The organism is Uniformispora flossi (assembly GCF_049534875.1).
GTDB lineage: Bacteria > Actinomycetota > Actinomycetes > Streptomycetales > Streptomycetaceae > Yinghuangia > Yinghuangia aomiensis.
The window spans coordinates 47,209-61,854 of sequence record NZ_JBMULZ010000008.1 but is presented as its reverse complement, the minus strand read 5'-3'; the positions used below and the strand labels follow the sequence as shown (position 1 = coordinate 61,854).

The window sequence follows — 14,646 nt, the reverse complement described above, 5'->3', positions numbered from 1 at the left end:
GCGTCAGCGGCGGCGGAAGAGTGCGGGAACGTCGACGTCCACAACGAAGTGGTCGCCGACCGGAACCTTCGCGGTGCCGGTCACCCGAACGGTCTCCTTGTACTCGCCGCCTGCGAGTGTGTGCACGATCAACTCCGGGGTCGCGGCGGCAGGTTCCAGACGCCAATAGTGCTCAAGGCCGAGTTCGGCATAGGCGGTCGGCTTCAGTTGCCGGTCCATCCGGGCATTGCCGGGCGAGACGATCTCCACGAGGAGCAACACGTCTTCCATGGACACAGCGATCGCGCCATTTTTGACGGCCTCATAATCGGCCACCACAAGGGCGGGGATGAACAGTTCATCCGCCGTCCGCACGTTGAACGCTTCGACAACGTCGAAGGGTGCGTCGGACCCATTGATGGCCGACTCAAGCTGACCCATCAGGCGATACGAAGCCTTCTGATGCGACCACGACGGGGAAGGAGACACGATCAGGGCACCGCCTACCAGCTCGATGCGGGAGCGCTCCTCGTGCTGGTCGTGATCAAGGAGATCGTCGACGGTCCACGGACCATCGTGATCCCCGAGAGCCTTACCGCGGGCCTGGGCATCGCTTGCCTTGCTTGCGGTCATGACACTCACCTGCACCCTCCGATCCGGTGTTCCAGCATCGCACGCGCTTCGGACGAGACAGACGATTCCGCGGATCTACCCGAGGCGTGGCGGCTTTCCGTGACCGTCACACTACAGAGTGCTTCACAGTTCGATAACACGCGCGTTCGAAGAACAACTACTCGTCCAAGCCCCGCTCGATCGCGTAGCGCACCAGCTCCACGCGGTTGTGCAGCTGCAGCTTGTTCAGCGTGTTCTGCACGTGGTTCTGGACGGTCCGGTGGGACAGCACCAGGCGCTCCGCGATCTGCTTGTAGGACAGGCCCTTGGCGACCAGGCGGAGGACTTCGGTTTCGCGGTCGGTGAGCCGCGGGGCGGCGGGTTCGCGGGTGCCGGCCGGGGCGGGGTGGGTGGCGATGCGGCGGAATTCGCCGAGGACGAGGCCGGCGAGGCCGGGGGTGAAGACGGCGTCGCCTTGGGCGGTGCGGGCCACGGCGTCGAGGAGTTCGGCAGCGCTGGCGGACTTGACGAGGTAGCCGGTCGCGCCCGCTTTGACGGCTTCGAGGACGTCTTCCTGCTCGCCGCTCGCGGACAGCACGAGGATCCGCACGGACGGGTCGTTCTTGACCAGTTCCCGCGCCACCTCGTCGCCGCTGAGCTTGGGCAGGTTGAGGTCCAAAACGACGACGTTGGGCGCGGTCGCCTTGGCGCGGCGGATCGCCTCGGGCCCGTCGCCCGCGGTGGCGACGACGTCGTATCCGGCCGCGGCGAGGTCGCGGGCCACCGAGTCGCGCCACATCGGGTGGTCGTCGACCACGAGCACCCGGATCGGGGGCTTGTCCGGTGCGGTCTCGGTCATCGCGGGACACCTCGCGGGATGCGTTGCGGTCGGCACGGCCGCCGACCGGTCGGAAGTCTTCTCACAGCGACGGATGCTGACGCATCGTCAAGGCAGTTGGGCCCGCGAAGAACCTAGCGGAACCGGCTACCGTACGGCGGCCGCCGGGCGCGGCAGCCGCAGTTCGACCTCGGTGCCCTGCCCGGGGACCGAGGTCAGGAACGCCGTCCCGCCGACGTCGCGCAACCGGCCTTCGATGGACTGCGAGACGCCCAACCGCCCGGCGGCGCGTGCTTCTTCCAGCCGTCCGGCGGGGATGCCCGGCCCGTCGTCGCGCACGCTGACGATGATCTCGTCGGGTTCGTCCTCGAGCAGGATCCACGCCCGCGCCTCGTCGCCCGCGTGCCGCCACACGTTGTCCAGCGCCGCCGATGTCGCCGCCGCGATCTCCCGCGCCACCGGCATGGGCAGCAGCACCGGGGTCCCGGGCGACGCCACGGTGACGCGGGCGCCCGCGAACCGGCCGATCAGCGTGCGCAGGTCCGCGCGCGCCGCCTCGCCGCCCGCACCGGAGCCCGGCAGGTCGACGTCTTCGAGTTCGGCGGGCGCGTCGGAAATGAGCTGCCGCAGGGCGACTTCCTGCTCACCGGCGAGCCGTCCGAGTTCGGCGGCTTCGCCGCCGATTTCCGCGCCGCGCCGCTGCACGAGGGCGAGCACCTGCAGCACGCTGTCGTGGATGTCGCGGGCCAGGCGTTCGCGTTCGCGGGTGGCGGCTTCGAGCTGGAGGGCCCGGGCGAGGGCGCGTTCGCTGGCGCGGGCGAGTTCGACGACGTAGCCGATCGCGGTGGCGGCGAGCATCATCAGCACGATGTTGTGCGCGTTGCTCTGCGCTATGGCACCGCGCTCCGCGATGTTCGCGGCCCCGGTGGCCAGCGCCGCGATCGCCCCCGTCGGCCAGCCGCCCTTGACCGCCCACGCGAGGACGGGCGCGGACGACCACACCGTCGGCAGGGTCAGCGACCCTTCGTGGACGCGCGCTATGTCGTCGAGCCACCGGGTGGCCAGCACGCTGCCGACGGCCAGCGCGAGGTCGATGCCGAGGATCGGCCAGCCGCGCATCTCGGGCTTCTCGAAGGCATAGGCGGTGAAGGCCGTCCACAGCAGCAGCACGGTGAGGACCGCCCAGCCGCCGAGCGGGTAGCGGTATTGGCCGGAGACGCCGATGAACTGCGCGAAGGCGTATCCGAGCGCGAGGAACCGGAACACCGACAACGCGCGCCACAAAGGCTGTTCGATCGACACTGCGTACCTCCCCCGGCCTGTCCGGCGCGTCGATGGTACGAGGCCGCGGCGCGGTCGGGCAGAGGCGTCTCAGACCGGGACGCCGGCCCGGGTCGGAGCCGTCTCGGTCGGAGCCGTCTCAGTCGGAGCCGTCGGTGCGGCGGCGGCGCAGCTTGGCGAAGATCCCGCGGCGCGCGGGCTCGGCGTCCTCCGCCGGCTCTTCCTGCGCGGCCTGCGCTTCCTGCGCGGCTTTCTCCGCCGCGATCTCCGCCTCTATGCGCTGGACTTCGGCGCGTTCGGCCTTCTCTTCGGCGCGTTCGGCCTTCTCCGCGGCGGCGACCTGCTTGCGGGCTTCCGTGGCGGCCTTCTTGGCGTCGGCCGCGTACACGTCGACGTACTCCTGGCCGGACAGTTCCATCAGCGCGTAGACGATCTCGTCGGTGATCGAGCGCAGGATGAACCGGTCGTCCTCCATGCCCTCGTAGCGCGAGAAGTCGAGCGGCTCACCGATCTTGATGCCGACGCGCATGATCTTCGGGATGACCTTGCCGGGCGGCTGGATCTTCTCGGTGTCGATCATGACGACCGGGACGACCGGGGCGCCGGACTCCAGCGCCATCCGCGCGATGCCGGTCTTGCCGCGGTACAGGCGGCCGTCGGGCGAGCGCGTGCCCTCCGGGTAGATGCCCAGCAGGTCCCCCTGCTTGAGCACCTTCAGCCCGGCGTTCAGCGCGGCCTCGCTCGCCGAGCCGCCGGTGCGGTCCACGGGCAGCTGACCGACGCCCTTGAAGAACGCCGCGGTCAGCCGTCCCTTGACGCCGCGCCCGGTGAAGTAGTCCATCTTCGCGAGGAAGGTGACGCGGCGCGGCAGCATCGCCGGCAGGAAGAAGGAGTCCGAGAAGGACAGGTGGTTGCTCGCCAGGATCGCCGGCCCGCGCTCCGGTACGTTCTCGCGCCCCTGGACGTCGGGGCGGAAGAAAATCCGCAGCAGGGGGCCGATGATGGCCTTCATCAGCCGGTAGAACAACCGTGACCTCCTCGGGAACCGAGTCGAACCCTAAGGCACTCCCCGGTCGTGCGTCGCCTGGCCGGGCGTACGCGGCTGTACGGTGTGCGCACGCGCGTGGGACCATGCCCGTGGGCCCGGCCCTGATGAGCACGTCCACAAACCGTCCGGTGGGAAGTCCTGTGGGAAGTCCTGTGGGAAGCGGAAGGAGCCGCCCGGTGTCGATCCTGCCTGGCGCCGAGCCGTATCGGCACGACGGAGGCCGTATCGGCTTCCTGTTGAGCCACGGCTTCACCGGGACGCCGCAGTCGATGCGCCCGTGGGCCGAGTACCTCGCGGAGGCCGGACTGACCGTGTCGGTGCCGCTGCTCCCCGGGCACGGCACACGCTGGCAGGACATGCAGCTGACCACCTGGCCGGACTGGTACGCGGAACTCGACCGCGCGTTCGACGCCCTGCGCGCCCGCTGCGACCACGTGTTCGTCGGCGGCCTGTCGATGGGCGGCACGCTCGCGCTGCGGCTGGCCGAGCAGCGCGGCGCGGACATCGCCGGGCTGGTGCTGGTGAACCCGTCCGTGCACGCGGACGATCCGCGGTTGAAGGCGCTGCCGGTGCTCAAGCACCTGGTGGCGTCGCTGCCCGGCATCGGGTCGGACATCCGCAAGGAAGGCGTCACCGAGCTGGCGTATCCGCGGATGCCGCTGAAGCCGCTGCACTCGCTGGCGAAGCTGTGGCCGCTGGTGCTGGCCGGGCTCCCGCAGGTGACGCAGCCGGTGCTGCTGTTCCGCAGCCCGCAGGACCACGTCGTGGCGCCGGCCAACGCGGAAACCGTGCTGGCGCGCATATCGTCCACGGATGTGACCACCGAGGTGCTGGCGGACAGCTACCACGTGGCCACGCTGGACAACGACGCCGAGCGGATCTTCTCGGGCAGCCTGGAATTCGTCCGCCGTCTCACCGCGTTGGACAGCTCGGACGGCAATGCCGGCGCGGAGGGCGGAGACGCCCCGGACGACGCCGGGCGTTCCGGTGCGCCGGAACCGTCCGGCACGGCCACCGCAGGCGACGGCAGGGACGACGCGAAGGACTGAGAGTGCCAGGACGCGGCAACGGGCTCGACGCGGAGTCGTACAAGCCCCTGACCGACCTCTCGCCGGAGTTCGCCGAGGACATGCTCGGCGCGTTGCGGGCCGAGGGCGTCGCGGCGTACGTCACGCCGCTCGACGACGAGCCGGAGCTCCTGCGGCTGTGGGTCGACGCGGCGGCGACGTCGCGGGCACGCGCGCTGCTGCGGGCCCGCCGCGAGGCCGCGGAGCTGGAGGAGGCGGCCGGGACCGCGGGCGCCGCAAGCGCGGCGAGTGCCTCGGGCGGCTCCGGTGTTTCCGGTGCGCCGGGCGCGTCCGGTCCGTCCCGGACCGAGGGCGACGACACGGCGGACGGCGAGGCCAAAGCGGCCGAGACGGCTCCCGACGCCCCCCGCTCCCCCGACGCCGGTCCCGACGAGGACGAACTCTGGGCGCAGATCGTCGCCGGATTCGACACCGAGGTCGCCGATCCGGTGCCGCGCTGGCCGGTGGCCGAGGACGTCGACCCGGGCGACACCGGCCGCAAGCAGAGCAAGGTGACGCGCGGCGGCGACGGCTCGTTCCGGGTCGGCTTGGCGACACCTGGCCCGCGTGACTGGTCCCCGGCCGACGAGAAGCCCGAGGACGCCGAACCGGAGGAACTCGACGAGGACCCGGAAGAGCACTTCGTCCCGCCGCCCCCGCCGCCGCTGCCCAAGACCGACCTGGCGACCAAGGTCGCGTGGGTCGCGCTGCTCGGCGGGCCGCTGTTCCTGATCGCGGTGGTCATGCTCGGCCGGCCGATCGGCGAGTGGACGACGTTCCTGGCCATCGCCACCTGCGGCGCGGGCTTCATCGCCCTGGTCTCGCGGCTGCGCCGGGACCACGACGAGGACGACCCGGACGACGGCGCGGTGGTGTGAGAGCCGCGGGGCTCGGTCAGCGGGGCCCGGCCAGCGTGTTCTCGGTGGTCTTCCCCGCGAGGTAGTCGTCGACGTTGCGCACGGTCGTGCCCAGGATCTGGTCGACCGCTTCTCGGGTGAAGAACGCCTGGTGCGACGTGACCAGGACGTTCGGGTAGGTCATGAGCCGGGCGAGCACGTCGTCGGTGACGACCCGGTCGGACAGGTCGCGGTAGAAGAAGTGCTCTTCCTCCTCGTAGACGTCCAGCGCGACCCCGCCGAGCAGCCCGCGGCGCAGCGCGGCGACCAGCGCGAAGCTGTCGATCAGGCCGCCGCGGCTGGTGTTGACCAGCAGCGCTTCCTCGCGCATGAGGTCGAGTGCGGCGCCGTCGACGAGGTGGTGGGTGTCGGGGCTGAGCGGGACGTGCAGGCTGACCACGTCGGACTGCGCCAGCAGGTCGGGGAAGTCGACGTACTCCATGCCGAGCGCGCGGCAGGCGGGGTTCTCGGCGATGTCCCAGCCGACGAGGCGGCAGCCGTGGCCGTGCGCGATCCGTGTGAAGACCTCGCCGATCTTGCCGGTGCCGACGACGCCGACGGTCTTGCCGTGCATGTCGCGGCCGAGGAGCCCGTCGAGCCGGAAGTCGAAGTCGCGGGTGCGGATGACGGCGCGCGGGATGCGGCGGTTGACGGCTTGGGCGAGAGCCCAGGCGAACTCGGCGACGGAGTGCGGCGAGTAGTGCGCGACGCGCATGACGGTGATGCCGCGGCGGGCGGCGGCGTCGAGGTCGATGTTGTTGAAGCCGGTGGAGCGCTGGGTGACCAGCTTGGTGCCGCCGTCCGCGATCCGGCGCAGGACGTCGGCGTCGACGCGGCAGTTGACGTTGGTGGAGACGATCTCGTGGCCGTCGGCGAGGACGGCGGTGTCGGCGTCGAGGTCGACGTCGAGGCACCGCAGGTCGTGCCGGCGGTCGAACACCTTGGCGAGCAGGGGACGCTCATAGCTGGCGACACCGTAGGCGAGGATCTCCATGCGGCGGGCCTTTCGGTGGTTTTATCCGGTCCGCCTATGGTCGGTTATCCGGCGGGAAGGCGCAGGACGGCAAGCACGGGGCGGTGGTCGGTGGCGGCCTCGTACTCGGCGTCGGTGAAGGCGTCCGGGACGCCGCACCGCACCACCTCGATCTCCGACGACACGAAGATGCCGTCGATCCGCCGCCACGGATTCCGGTGCGGCGAGGTGAACTCGCGGCCCCAGGGGGCGGCGGCGTAGGCGTCGTCGAGACGGGCGGCGAGGTGGTCCCAGGCCGGGTGGCCGGGGTGCTCGTTCATGTCCCCGGCGAGGATGCGGTGCTCCTCCCCGAGATCGGCCAGATGAGTGAGCACCAAGTCGGCCTGCCTCCGCCGCTCGTCCCCGTCGAGGCTGAGATGCGTGCTCCCCACGGCGAACCGCACCCCGTCGACCTGCAGCCGGGCCAGCGCAATCCCGCGCTGGTGGTAGCCGGGTGTGCGCGGCAGCAGCACGTTCCGCGTCTCGAGCACCTTCACCCCGAGCGTCGCCAGGATCAGCGGTCCGGTCGCGGCGGCCCCGCCGCCGACCACATGCAGCCCGCAGGCCCGCGCCAACCACGCCGCCTGCGTCTTCGGCAGCAGAAACCGCGGCGCCTCCTGAACCAGCACCACATCCGCCGCACACCACCGCACAATGCGCGCCAGCAGCCGCCGGTCGTCCCGCAGCGACCTGACGTTGTAGGAGAGGACCCGCAACTCGACGGAGGGTGGGGTGGCCATGGAGCCATGGTGCCGCGCGAGGCGCGGGAGCGGACCAGGGACGCGCGGAGGGAAGACGGGAATCGACAGGCGCCTCGACCACGGCCGGTAGACCCCTTCGGCGCCGGATCGCTGTCGGTGGAGCGAGACGATCCGACGCGTCGCGCGGCGCCGCCGACGGGCGGCGCCGCGCTCGGCAGAGGGTCGGTCAGTACTTGAGCGCGGCGGTGAGTGCCGTCCACGACGACAACGGGACGGTCAGGCATCCACGCCGCACGTTCTTGCTGTCACGCACCGGGACTGCGCCGGGAACACCGTCGGCGACCTCGACGCAGTCGCCGCCAACGTTGTTGCTGTACGACGACTTGCGCCACTTCACGGCGTTCGGATCGGGGGCGCTACGCATGCTTCGTACTCCTCAAGAGCCGCACGGATCATGGCCGCCGACGCCTCCCGGGAGAGGGCGTGGGCGCGGACCAGATCGTATGTCAGCTCGTACTCGGCCGCCGTCGCTACGTCTTCGATCAGCTGCCCAGTGTGGCTGCCCTCCAAGTAGGCGTACTGGCGGCTGTCTTCCATGGTCAGCAACGTCAAGGACCCACCCATCACCGCGTGCGCACCATGGGCGAACGGCACAACCTGCACCAGCAATCGCGGGGACCGGCTCATGGCCAGCAGGTGCTTCAGTTGCTCAGCCATGATTGCGGGGCCGCCGACGGGCCGACGCAGTACCGCTTCGTCGAGGACGATCAGCAGGTGGGGCGGCAACTCCCGCTTCAGGATTGTCTGTCGATTCAGACGGGCTGCCACGTCTTCGTTGATCTTCTCGTCCGTGGCGGTTGCCTGTCCCGCTGTCAGTGCCGCATGGGCGTAGGCGCGGGTCTGCAGCAGCCCGGGCACGGTCGCCGCCACGTACTTGCGCATGCGAACGGCCTTCGCCTCAAGGTCCATGAACCGACGGACGAAGTCAGGGAAGACATCGTTCTTGACCAGCTCGTACAGCATCACGAAGAGCCCGCCGGTGCCGAACGCGGCGTCCAACTTGGGCGGCAGGTCCGGGGGAATGCTGCGCTGTGCGGTCTCCAAGCGCGAGACCTGGACACGGCTGTAGCCGATGATGTCGCCGAGTGCCGCCGGGGACATGTTCGCGGCTTCCCGATGCAATCGGATCATCGCGCCGTAGGCGTGGCGCGGCGAAAGCCCCGGGGTTAACGCGCTTGCCTGGAACTGCACTTGATCGCCTCCGCCATTACCAAGCCTCCCTGGTACAGGTGCGTCACTCCCAAGAGTAGGGCCATCCGGTCAGTGTGTGAGCACGGAACGTGATCAACCGACTCGCAGCGGAAGGTACCGACGTGGCAGCAACAACAAGCAGCGGCCCGGAAACACAGGTCTCGGCGGCCGAACCGGCGCCGCTCGTAAGGCCGTACATCGACCTGACCCCCGTCGTGGAAGCGGGCGCCCACCCGGCCGGCCTCCACACCGTCAGCTACACCGTCAAAGTACGCATCGTCGCGTGGGGAGTCGACGCCCGTCACGCCGGCATCGCCTTGCAGCGCGCCGACGAATACGCGCGGGCGTCCGGCTTCATCGTGCTCGGCCGACTGGCCAGCTACGGAACTGTCCTGTCCGCCGCACCGCTCGTCGACACGGCACGGCGGCGCTGCGCCCGGCGGGAGGTCGATTACGGACAAGCCTGGTGGATCGTCCCCCACTTCGCCATCTCACCCGATGACTTCGAACGCGCCGCCGGCGCCGTCCGCGCGCGGTGGGCAGCGGAAGCCGCGGCGCACCGCGAGTCGCACCCCGACGGCGCCCCTGCCCCCGGGGTCGGCGGCGCCGGGGACAACGACCGCTGATCAGCCTCCCCCGCGCCGAATCGCTATCTGCAAAGCGAATCCCGGAACACCCTGGGGCCGACGACCGACGGGGCCAGGGCTGCGCCAAGGCCTTGTGGGCAAGCCCGCTCACGCGCCGATCCGCGTGTGACGTCACGACGCTCGTGGCCGCACCCCTCGCCAGGTCGGCCCGACCACGTCAGGTGCGCAGCATCGGGCCGATGGTGGCGCTCACAAACTTGTGGATGGCGGCCGGTGACGCGTCCGATGCGGAGGCGAGCAGGAGATGCCCGCCGCCGACCAACGACAGCGTGAGGGAGTCGATGTCGGTGTCCGGAGCGATACGACCCGTGGTGCGTTCGCCGGTGAGGTAGGCGGTGATCGCGGCGGTCGCCTGGCCGAGGATCGCCATGCCGCCGCCCGGCGTCGAGGCGCGGAGCCGGGTGCGGAGTTCGTCGCGGAAGGTGATCAGCGGGATGATCGCGAGCGGCACGGGCCCGAAGAGGCCGGTGAGGGCGGCGGTGAGGTTGTCCGCGACGGTCCCGGTGCCGACTGCGGCGCGCAGGTCTGCCGCCTGGGTGTCGAGTCCGGCCGCGCGGTCGAGGACGAGCGCCGCGAGGAAGTCGTCGAAGTCGGCGAAGTGGCGGTGCAGGACGCCCTTCGCGCAGCCCGCCTCGTCGGTGACCGCGCGGCTGGTCAGCGCCTTCGGCCCGTCCCGCAGCAGGACGCGCTCGGCAGCGTCGAACAACTGCTGCCGCGCGTCGCGGAGATGCACGCCAGTCGGCACCGGAGGGTCCTTTCGTACGGTCGGCCCCCATTGTTCAGGTCGCCCGCAGCGCGGTGGTCGCAAGGGTGGTGTGTTCGAGGGTGAAGCGCCCGCCCAGGGAGTCGATGGCGGCGCCGACGGCGGCCAGGATCCCGGCGAGCACGGCGGGCGCCAGTCCGGTGAGCCCGCCCGTGGTGGGCAGCAGGTTCAGCCATTGGTCGCGGGTGTAGGTCTGTTCCCAGTCGAACCGCCACCGCTCGGGCGCGGCGAACTGTCCGGCGGCGGCGATGCCGTCGCCGAACGCGGTGTACGCCGCCTCGTAGGCCTCGATCGGGCGACGGGCCGGCTGGCCGGCGAACGGCGAGTCCGGCACCGCACGCGCGTAAGCCGCCGCGAATGCTTCGGCGATCGGCTCCGGAGGCTCGTACACGTGCCCGAAGATCGCCAGCCGGCCGCCCGGCCGCAGCACCCGCGCCGCCTTGGCCGCGCCGACCGCGGGGTCCACCCAGTGCCACGATTGAGCGGCGATCACCACGTCGAACGTCCGCCCGGCCGGATCCCACGTCTCGAACGCCCCCACCTCGACCGGCAGCCCGCGGCCGCGCGCGAACGCGGCCATCCGCGCATCGGGATCGACGCCGAGCACCGCGCATCCGGCCGCCTGGAACTGCCGGGCCGCGATCCCGGTCCCGCAGCCGACGTCGAGGATGTCGGCCACGGAACCGGCCAGGATCCGCTCCACCAGGGCGTCGGGATAGGCGGGCCGAGCCTCGTCGTAGCGCCGCGCGTCGGCGCCGAACGACTCGGCGATCCGTCGGGCCTGGTGCGATTCCGGGCGCGAAGCAGAAGTGGGCATCCGCCCACCCTAGTGGGCATCCGCCCACTCGACCAGGGCTGCCGCCCGCCGACCGAACGCGTGAAGGGGCGTCCTACCGCCGCGCCAAGTCCGCCGCCCCCACCAGGCCCGCCTCCGGGCCCAGGGTCGCCACCAGGATGTCCGCCGCCGGGCGGTGCCCCCGCGTCAGGACGCGGTGGTAGGCCGTCAGCGTCGGCCGCAGCAGCAGTTCCCCGGCCTCGGACACCCCGCCGCCCAGCACGAACGCGCTCGGGTCGAGCATCGCGGCCAGGTCGGCCATGCCCTGGCCGAGCCATTCGCCGACGTCGGTGAACGCTGCCAACGCCACCGGGTCGCCGAGCCGCGCGGCCTGGGTGACGTGCGGGCCGTGGATGCCGTCCGCGGTGCCGTCGCCGAGAGCGAGGAGCTTCTCGGCGGCCTCCGGCTCGCCCGCGGCGCGTTCGCGCGCGTAGCGGGTGAGCGCGTTGCCGCTCGCGTACTGCTCCCAGCAGCCGTTGTTGCCGCACCCGCACGGCAGGCCGTCCGGGACGACCCGCATGTGGCCGGGTTCCCCCGCGATCCCGTGGCGGCCGCGGACCAGGTTGCCGCCCTGCACGATCGCGCCGCCGATCCCGGTGCCGACGGTCAGGCACACCACGTCCTCGTGCCCGGACGCGGCACCGAACCGGACCTCCGCCCACGCCGCGGTGTTCGCGTCGTTCTCCACCACGACCGGCAGGCCCGCGAGCGCCTCGATGCGGTCGCGCAGCGGCTCGTTCACCCACGCGGCGACGTTCGCGGAGAAGATCACCGTCGCCCGGTCCGCATGGATGAATCCGGCCGCGCCGATGCCGACCGCGGTCACGTCGTGCTGGTCGCGGAGTCGGCGGATGACGCCGCCGATCGCCTCGGCCATCGCGTCGGGGTCGCCCGGCGTCGGCACCTTGACCTGGTCCAGGACGATGCCGCCCATGTCGACGACGCCCGCGAGGATCTTGGTGCCGCCGATGTCGATGCCGATCGTCAATGCCATGTGCTGCTCGTCCTCGGGAAGTGGTCGGGGAGGGATCTGGAAGAGGGCAGGGAGAAACGGGCCCGACGTGCGCGCGCCACGCGCGGTCAGTCGTCCAGGTCGACGCGCTGCGTCGGCGCCGGGCGGGAGGCCCAGCGGCGTTCCTTGTCGGTCACGAACGCCCGGTACGCGGCCAGCAGTTCCGACCCCGCCGCGGACAGGTGCGCGGCCGCCTCCGGGTGCCGTTCGAGCAGCGGATCGACGACGCGCTGCCGCACACCGCCCAGCTTCCCGGCCACGGCTTCGGCCAACCGCCGCGCCTCCTCGGCCAGCCGCTCGGCGGAGTCGGCACGTTCGGCATGGTCGGACTGGTCGGCATAGTCGGACTGGTCGGCGTGGTCGGACTGGTCGGCGTGGTCGGACTGGTCGGAACGGCCGGAACGGGAGGACTCCCCTGCGGCGTCCGCGCCGGGACCCGGCGCCGCGTCGCCGCCGGAGTCGTCACCCGCTCCGGCGTCGGCGCGCGCACCCGCGGCGCCGGGGGCCTTCACCCCCGCGTCCACCCCCGCGTCGTCGCCACCGTCGGCCGCGTCGCCCGGCGCCGACCCCCCGGCCCGCGGGCCGAGCGGGTCCGCGACCGCGTCGGCCACGTCCGCCCACACGTCGCCGCCCACCGCAGCACCCGGGGTCTCACGCGCCTCGTCCGCCCCACGCCCCTCCGGGCCGTGGTCTCCGTCGTTTCCGTCCGGCGTCCTCATCGAAGGCTCCACCCGTCGTATTCTCCCGTGCCCGCCCCGGAAGGTCGAACACCGCAGGCGAGAGCCCCGCAAACGGCTGCGAACGGCCCCCGCCGCGGCACCCTACGACCGCATCCACACGGCCGGATCGGGCAGGAACCGCACCCGCAGCGTCCCGCCGCGCAGCCCCGCCCCCTGCACCGTGCAGCGCCGCAGCGCCGACGGCAGCGGGATGAGCCGCCGGACCGCGCCGACCGTGACCACCAGTTCGTCGCCGCGCCGCAGCAGGTCGAGGTCACCGCGTTCGGCACCCGGCAGCGGCACCACCAGGACGAAGTACTCGCCGTCCGTCTCCACCTCGAACACGTCGCGAACCGCGCCGGGCGGCAGGTCGTCCGCGCCCGGCTCGGCGACCGCCCGCACTCCCGGCACGCCGAGTGCGGCCAGCCGCCCGGGGCCGATCGGCTCGTCGGCCGATGCGGCCAAGCTGTGCACGGCGGCTTCGGGGTACAGCCCGCGCAACGCCGTCACACGCTCGCCCGGCGACGAGGCGGACCCTGCCGAGCCGCCGCCGTCTGCCGCTTCCCGCACGCCGTTCACGACCACGTCCTCCACCCGCCGCCCGAACAGCGCCAGCGCCGCCGCCGCGCGCCGGTCGGACGCCGCGGCCACCGCACCCGCCCGGGTGACGAACCGGATCCCGGTCCCCGGCGCGTCCAACAGCGCCCGGACCGCGTCGAGTTCCGCGACCACCCGGCGGGCGGTCGCGTACACCCAGTCGTCGGGCATCGGCACGCCCGCCACCGCGGCCAGCATCGGCCGCAGGGCTCGCGCGGCCTGGCGTTCCACCGGCAGCAGCCGGTCGACATAGCGGGACAGGGCCTCCGGCAACGCGAGCGCGACCGCCGCACGGTCCACCGGCGGCAGGTCGACGACGATGGTGTCCCACGCATCGGATTCCGCATGCCGGGCCAGCACCCGCAGAGCGAGCGCGTCGACCGCGCCCGGCACCGCGACGATCTCCTCCGGGTCGAGCGGATCGACGCCGATAAGGCCGAGCAGGCCGCCCACGGTGTCCTGCACGGCGAGGAACTCGCGCTGGAATTCGTCCTGGACGTCCACGCGTGCGGCAAAAAGCGCCGATGCCGCGTCGGGTTCGCCGTCCAGGGCGATCTCCCGCGGCACGTCGCCGAGCCCGGTGCCGAGGACCGTGTCGGCGTCCGCGGTGCCGTCCGCGGCCAGCAGCAGCACGCGGGCGCCGGACCACGCCTCGGCGAGGGCGGTGGCCGCGGCCACCGTCGTCCGGCCGGCGCCGCCGAGGCCGGTCACCAGCACTACGCGGGTCATACCGCCCACACCCCCGACCGCTCCGTCAGAGCGTCTTGCCCGACGCGTTGCCCGAACCCGACCCCGCCGCCGGCGGCACCTGCTCCACGCGCTTCTTCAGCCCGGACAGGGCCCGGTCGATGATGACCTTCTCGGCCTTGCGCTTGATCATGCCGAGCATCGGGATCTTGACGTCGACGCGGAGCTCGTAGGTGACCTCGGTGCCGGTGCCGTGCGGGGCGAGCGCGTAGCAGCCGTCCAGGGACGTGAGCATCTGGCTGGTCACCAGCGTCCAGCGCACCTCGCGGTCGCCGTCCCACGTGTAGGCGAGCACGTGCTCGTCCTTGATCGGGCCGGCGTCGAGGAGGAACCGGACGCGGGTGCCGCGGCCGATCGCGTCGTCCTTCTCCAGGACTTCCGCCTTCTTGACCTCGCCGGTCCAGTCCGGGTACTCGGCGAAGCCCGCGATGACGGCCATGACCTCGGCCGGGGTGGCGTCGATCGTGATCGTCGATCTGGTCCGTTCCGCCATCGTCAGCAGCCCTCCGGGAAGCCTTCAACCCTGCGCGCCGCTCCGGGTGGGGACGCTGCGGTTTCCGTCCGCAGCCTACTGCGCCGAGCTTGTCCTGTGGCGGCGGCCGCCCGCGCGGCGCGGGGCCGGGGTACGCCGCGGCCCCGCG

At 72.1% G+C, this 14,646-nt stretch carries 17 protein-coding genes; 3 read left to right on the top strand and 14 right to left on the bottom strand.

What is annotated here, in order from left to right; genetic code table 11:
* Nucleotides 1-3: 3 nt before the first annotated feature.
* The 4 genes from ACPA54_RS19290 to ACPA54_RS19275 form a co-directional block, all read right to left on the bottom strand.
* Nucleotides 4-612, bottom strand: a complete 609-nt coding sequence (locus tag ACPA54_RS19290; protein WP_423531408.1) for a Uma2 family endonuclease — start codon at nucleotides 610-612, stop codon at nucleotides 4-6.
* Between the two features lie 157 nt (nucleotides 613-769).
* Nucleotides 770-1,450: a response regulator gene (locus tag ACPA54_RS19285; RefSeq protein ID WP_423531406.1), complete on the bottom strand. Its 681-nt coding sequence runs from the start codon at nucleotides 1,448-1,450 to the stop codon at nucleotides 770-772.
* A 126-nt stretch (nucleotides 1,451-1,576) separates the two neighbouring features.
* Entirely contained in the window at nucleotides 1,577-2,731 is a 1,155-nt protein-coding gene (gene macS / locus ACPA54_RS19280; RefSeq protein WP_423531405.1) for a MacS family sensor histidine kinase, read from the bottom strand.
* A gap of 118 nt (nucleotides 2,732-2,849) precedes the next feature.
* The gene (locus tag ACPA54_RS19275) at nucleotides 2,850-3,737 is read right to left on the bottom strand and encodes a lysophospholipid acyltransferase family protein (protein WP_423531403.1); all 888 of its coding nucleotides are present in this window, start codon (nucleotides 3,735-3,737) and stop codon (nucleotides 2,850-2,852) included.
* Nucleotides 3,738-3,934: 197 nt separating this feature from the next.
* Here ACPA54_RS19275 and ACPA54_RS19270 point away from each other — a divergent pair, with 197 nt between their 5' ends.
* Entirely contained in the window at nucleotides 3,935-4,807 is an 873-nt protein-coding gene (locus ACPA54_RS19270) for an alpha/beta hydrolase (protein ID WP_423531401.1), read from the top strand.
* Between the two features lie 2 nt (nucleotides 4,808-4,809).
* On the top strand, nucleotides 4,810-5,703 hold the full coding sequence (locus ACPA54_RS19265; RefSeq protein ID WP_423531400.1) for a hypothetical protein: 894 nt from the start codon (nucleotides 4,810-4,812) through the stop codon (nucleotides 5,701-5,703).
* 16 nt (nucleotides 5,704-5,719) lie between these two features.
* Here ACPA54_RS19265 and ACPA54_RS19260 read toward each other — a convergent pair whose 3' ends face one another.
* From ACPA54_RS19260 to ACPA54_RS19245, 4 genes are all read right to left on the bottom strand, one after another.
* Nucleotides 5,720-6,715 carry a 2-hydroxyacid dehydrogenase gene (locus ACPA54_RS19260; RefSeq protein ID WP_423531398.1) on the bottom strand — a complete coding sequence of 332 codons (996 nt, stop codon included), beginning with the start codon at nucleotides 6,713-6,715 and terminating at the stop codon, nucleotides 5,720-5,722.
* 44 nt (nucleotides 6,716-6,759) lie between these two features.
* Complete coding sequence (locus ACPA54_RS19255; protein WP_423531396.1) at nucleotides 6,760-7,473, bottom strand: endonuclease/exonuclease/phosphatase family protein; 714 nt, start codon at nucleotides 7,471-7,473, stop codon at nucleotides 6,760-6,762.
* 187 nt (nucleotides 7,474-7,660) lie between these two features.
* Nucleotides 7,661-7,858 (bottom strand): DUF397 domain-containing protein, encoded by a 198-nt coding sequence (locus ACPA54_RS19250; RefSeq protein ID WP_423531394.1) that lies wholly within the window; start codon nucleotides 7,856-7,858, stop codon nucleotides 7,661-7,663.
* Complete coding sequence (locus tag ACPA54_RS19245) at nucleotides 7,828-8,685, bottom strand: helix-turn-helix domain-containing protein (RefSeq protein WP_423531392.1); 858 nt, start codon at nucleotides 8,683-8,685, stop codon at nucleotides 7,828-7,830. The genes ACPA54_RS19250 and ACPA54_RS19245 overlap by 31 nt, the downstream gene beginning before the upstream one ends.
* Nucleotides 8,686-8,807: 122 nt before the next feature.
* Between ACPA54_RS19245 and ACPA54_RS19240 the strand changes: the two genes are divergently transcribed.
* The gene (locus tag ACPA54_RS19240) at nucleotides 8,808-9,311 is read left to right on the top strand and encodes a hypothetical protein (protein WP_423531390.1); all 504 of its coding nucleotides are present in this window, start codon (nucleotides 8,808-8,810) and stop codon (nucleotides 9,309-9,311) included.
* A gap of 178 nt (nucleotides 9,312-9,489) precedes the next feature.
* Here ACPA54_RS19240 and ACPA54_RS19235 read toward each other — a convergent pair whose 3' ends face one another.
* The 6 genes from ACPA54_RS19235 to ACPA54_RS19210 form a co-directional block, all read right to left on the bottom strand.
* On the bottom strand, nucleotides 9,490-10,077 hold the full coding sequence (locus ACPA54_RS19235) for a TetR/AcrR family transcriptional regulator (protein WP_423531388.1): 588 nt from the start codon (nucleotides 10,075-10,077) through the stop codon (nucleotides 9,490-9,492).
* A gap of 34 nt (nucleotides 10,078-10,111) precedes the next feature.
* On the bottom strand, nucleotides 10,112-10,912 hold the full coding sequence (locus ACPA54_RS19230) for a class I SAM-dependent methyltransferase (protein WP_423531386.1): 801 nt from the start codon (nucleotides 10,910-10,912) through the stop codon (nucleotides 10,112-10,114).
* A gap of 73 nt (nucleotides 10,913-10,985) precedes the next feature.
* On the bottom strand, nucleotides 10,986-11,924 hold the full coding sequence (locus ACPA54_RS19225; protein ID WP_423531384.1) for an ROK family glucokinase: 939 nt from the start codon (nucleotides 11,922-11,924) through the stop codon (nucleotides 10,986-10,988).
* A gap of 86 nt (nucleotides 11,925-12,010) precedes the next feature.
* A complete protein-coding gene (locus tag ACPA54_RS19220; RefSeq protein ID WP_423531382.1) occupies nucleotides 12,011-12,661 on the bottom strand; it encodes a DUF5304 family protein in 651 nt (216 codons plus the stop codon).
* 102 nt (nucleotides 12,662-12,763) lie between these two features.
* Complete coding sequence (locus ACPA54_RS19215) at nucleotides 12,764-13,987, bottom strand: ArsA family ATPase (protein WP_423531380.1); 1,224 nt, start codon at nucleotides 13,985-13,987, stop codon at nucleotides 12,764-12,766.
* Nucleotides 13,988-14,012: 25 nt separating this feature from the next.
* The gene (locus tag ACPA54_RS19210) at nucleotides 14,013-14,498 is read right to left on the bottom strand and encodes an SRPBCC family protein (RefSeq protein ID WP_345674566.1); all 486 of its coding nucleotides are present in this window, start codon (nucleotides 14,496-14,498) and stop codon (nucleotides 14,013-14,015) included.
* Between the last annotated feature and the right edge of the window lie 148 nt (nucleotides 14,499-14,646).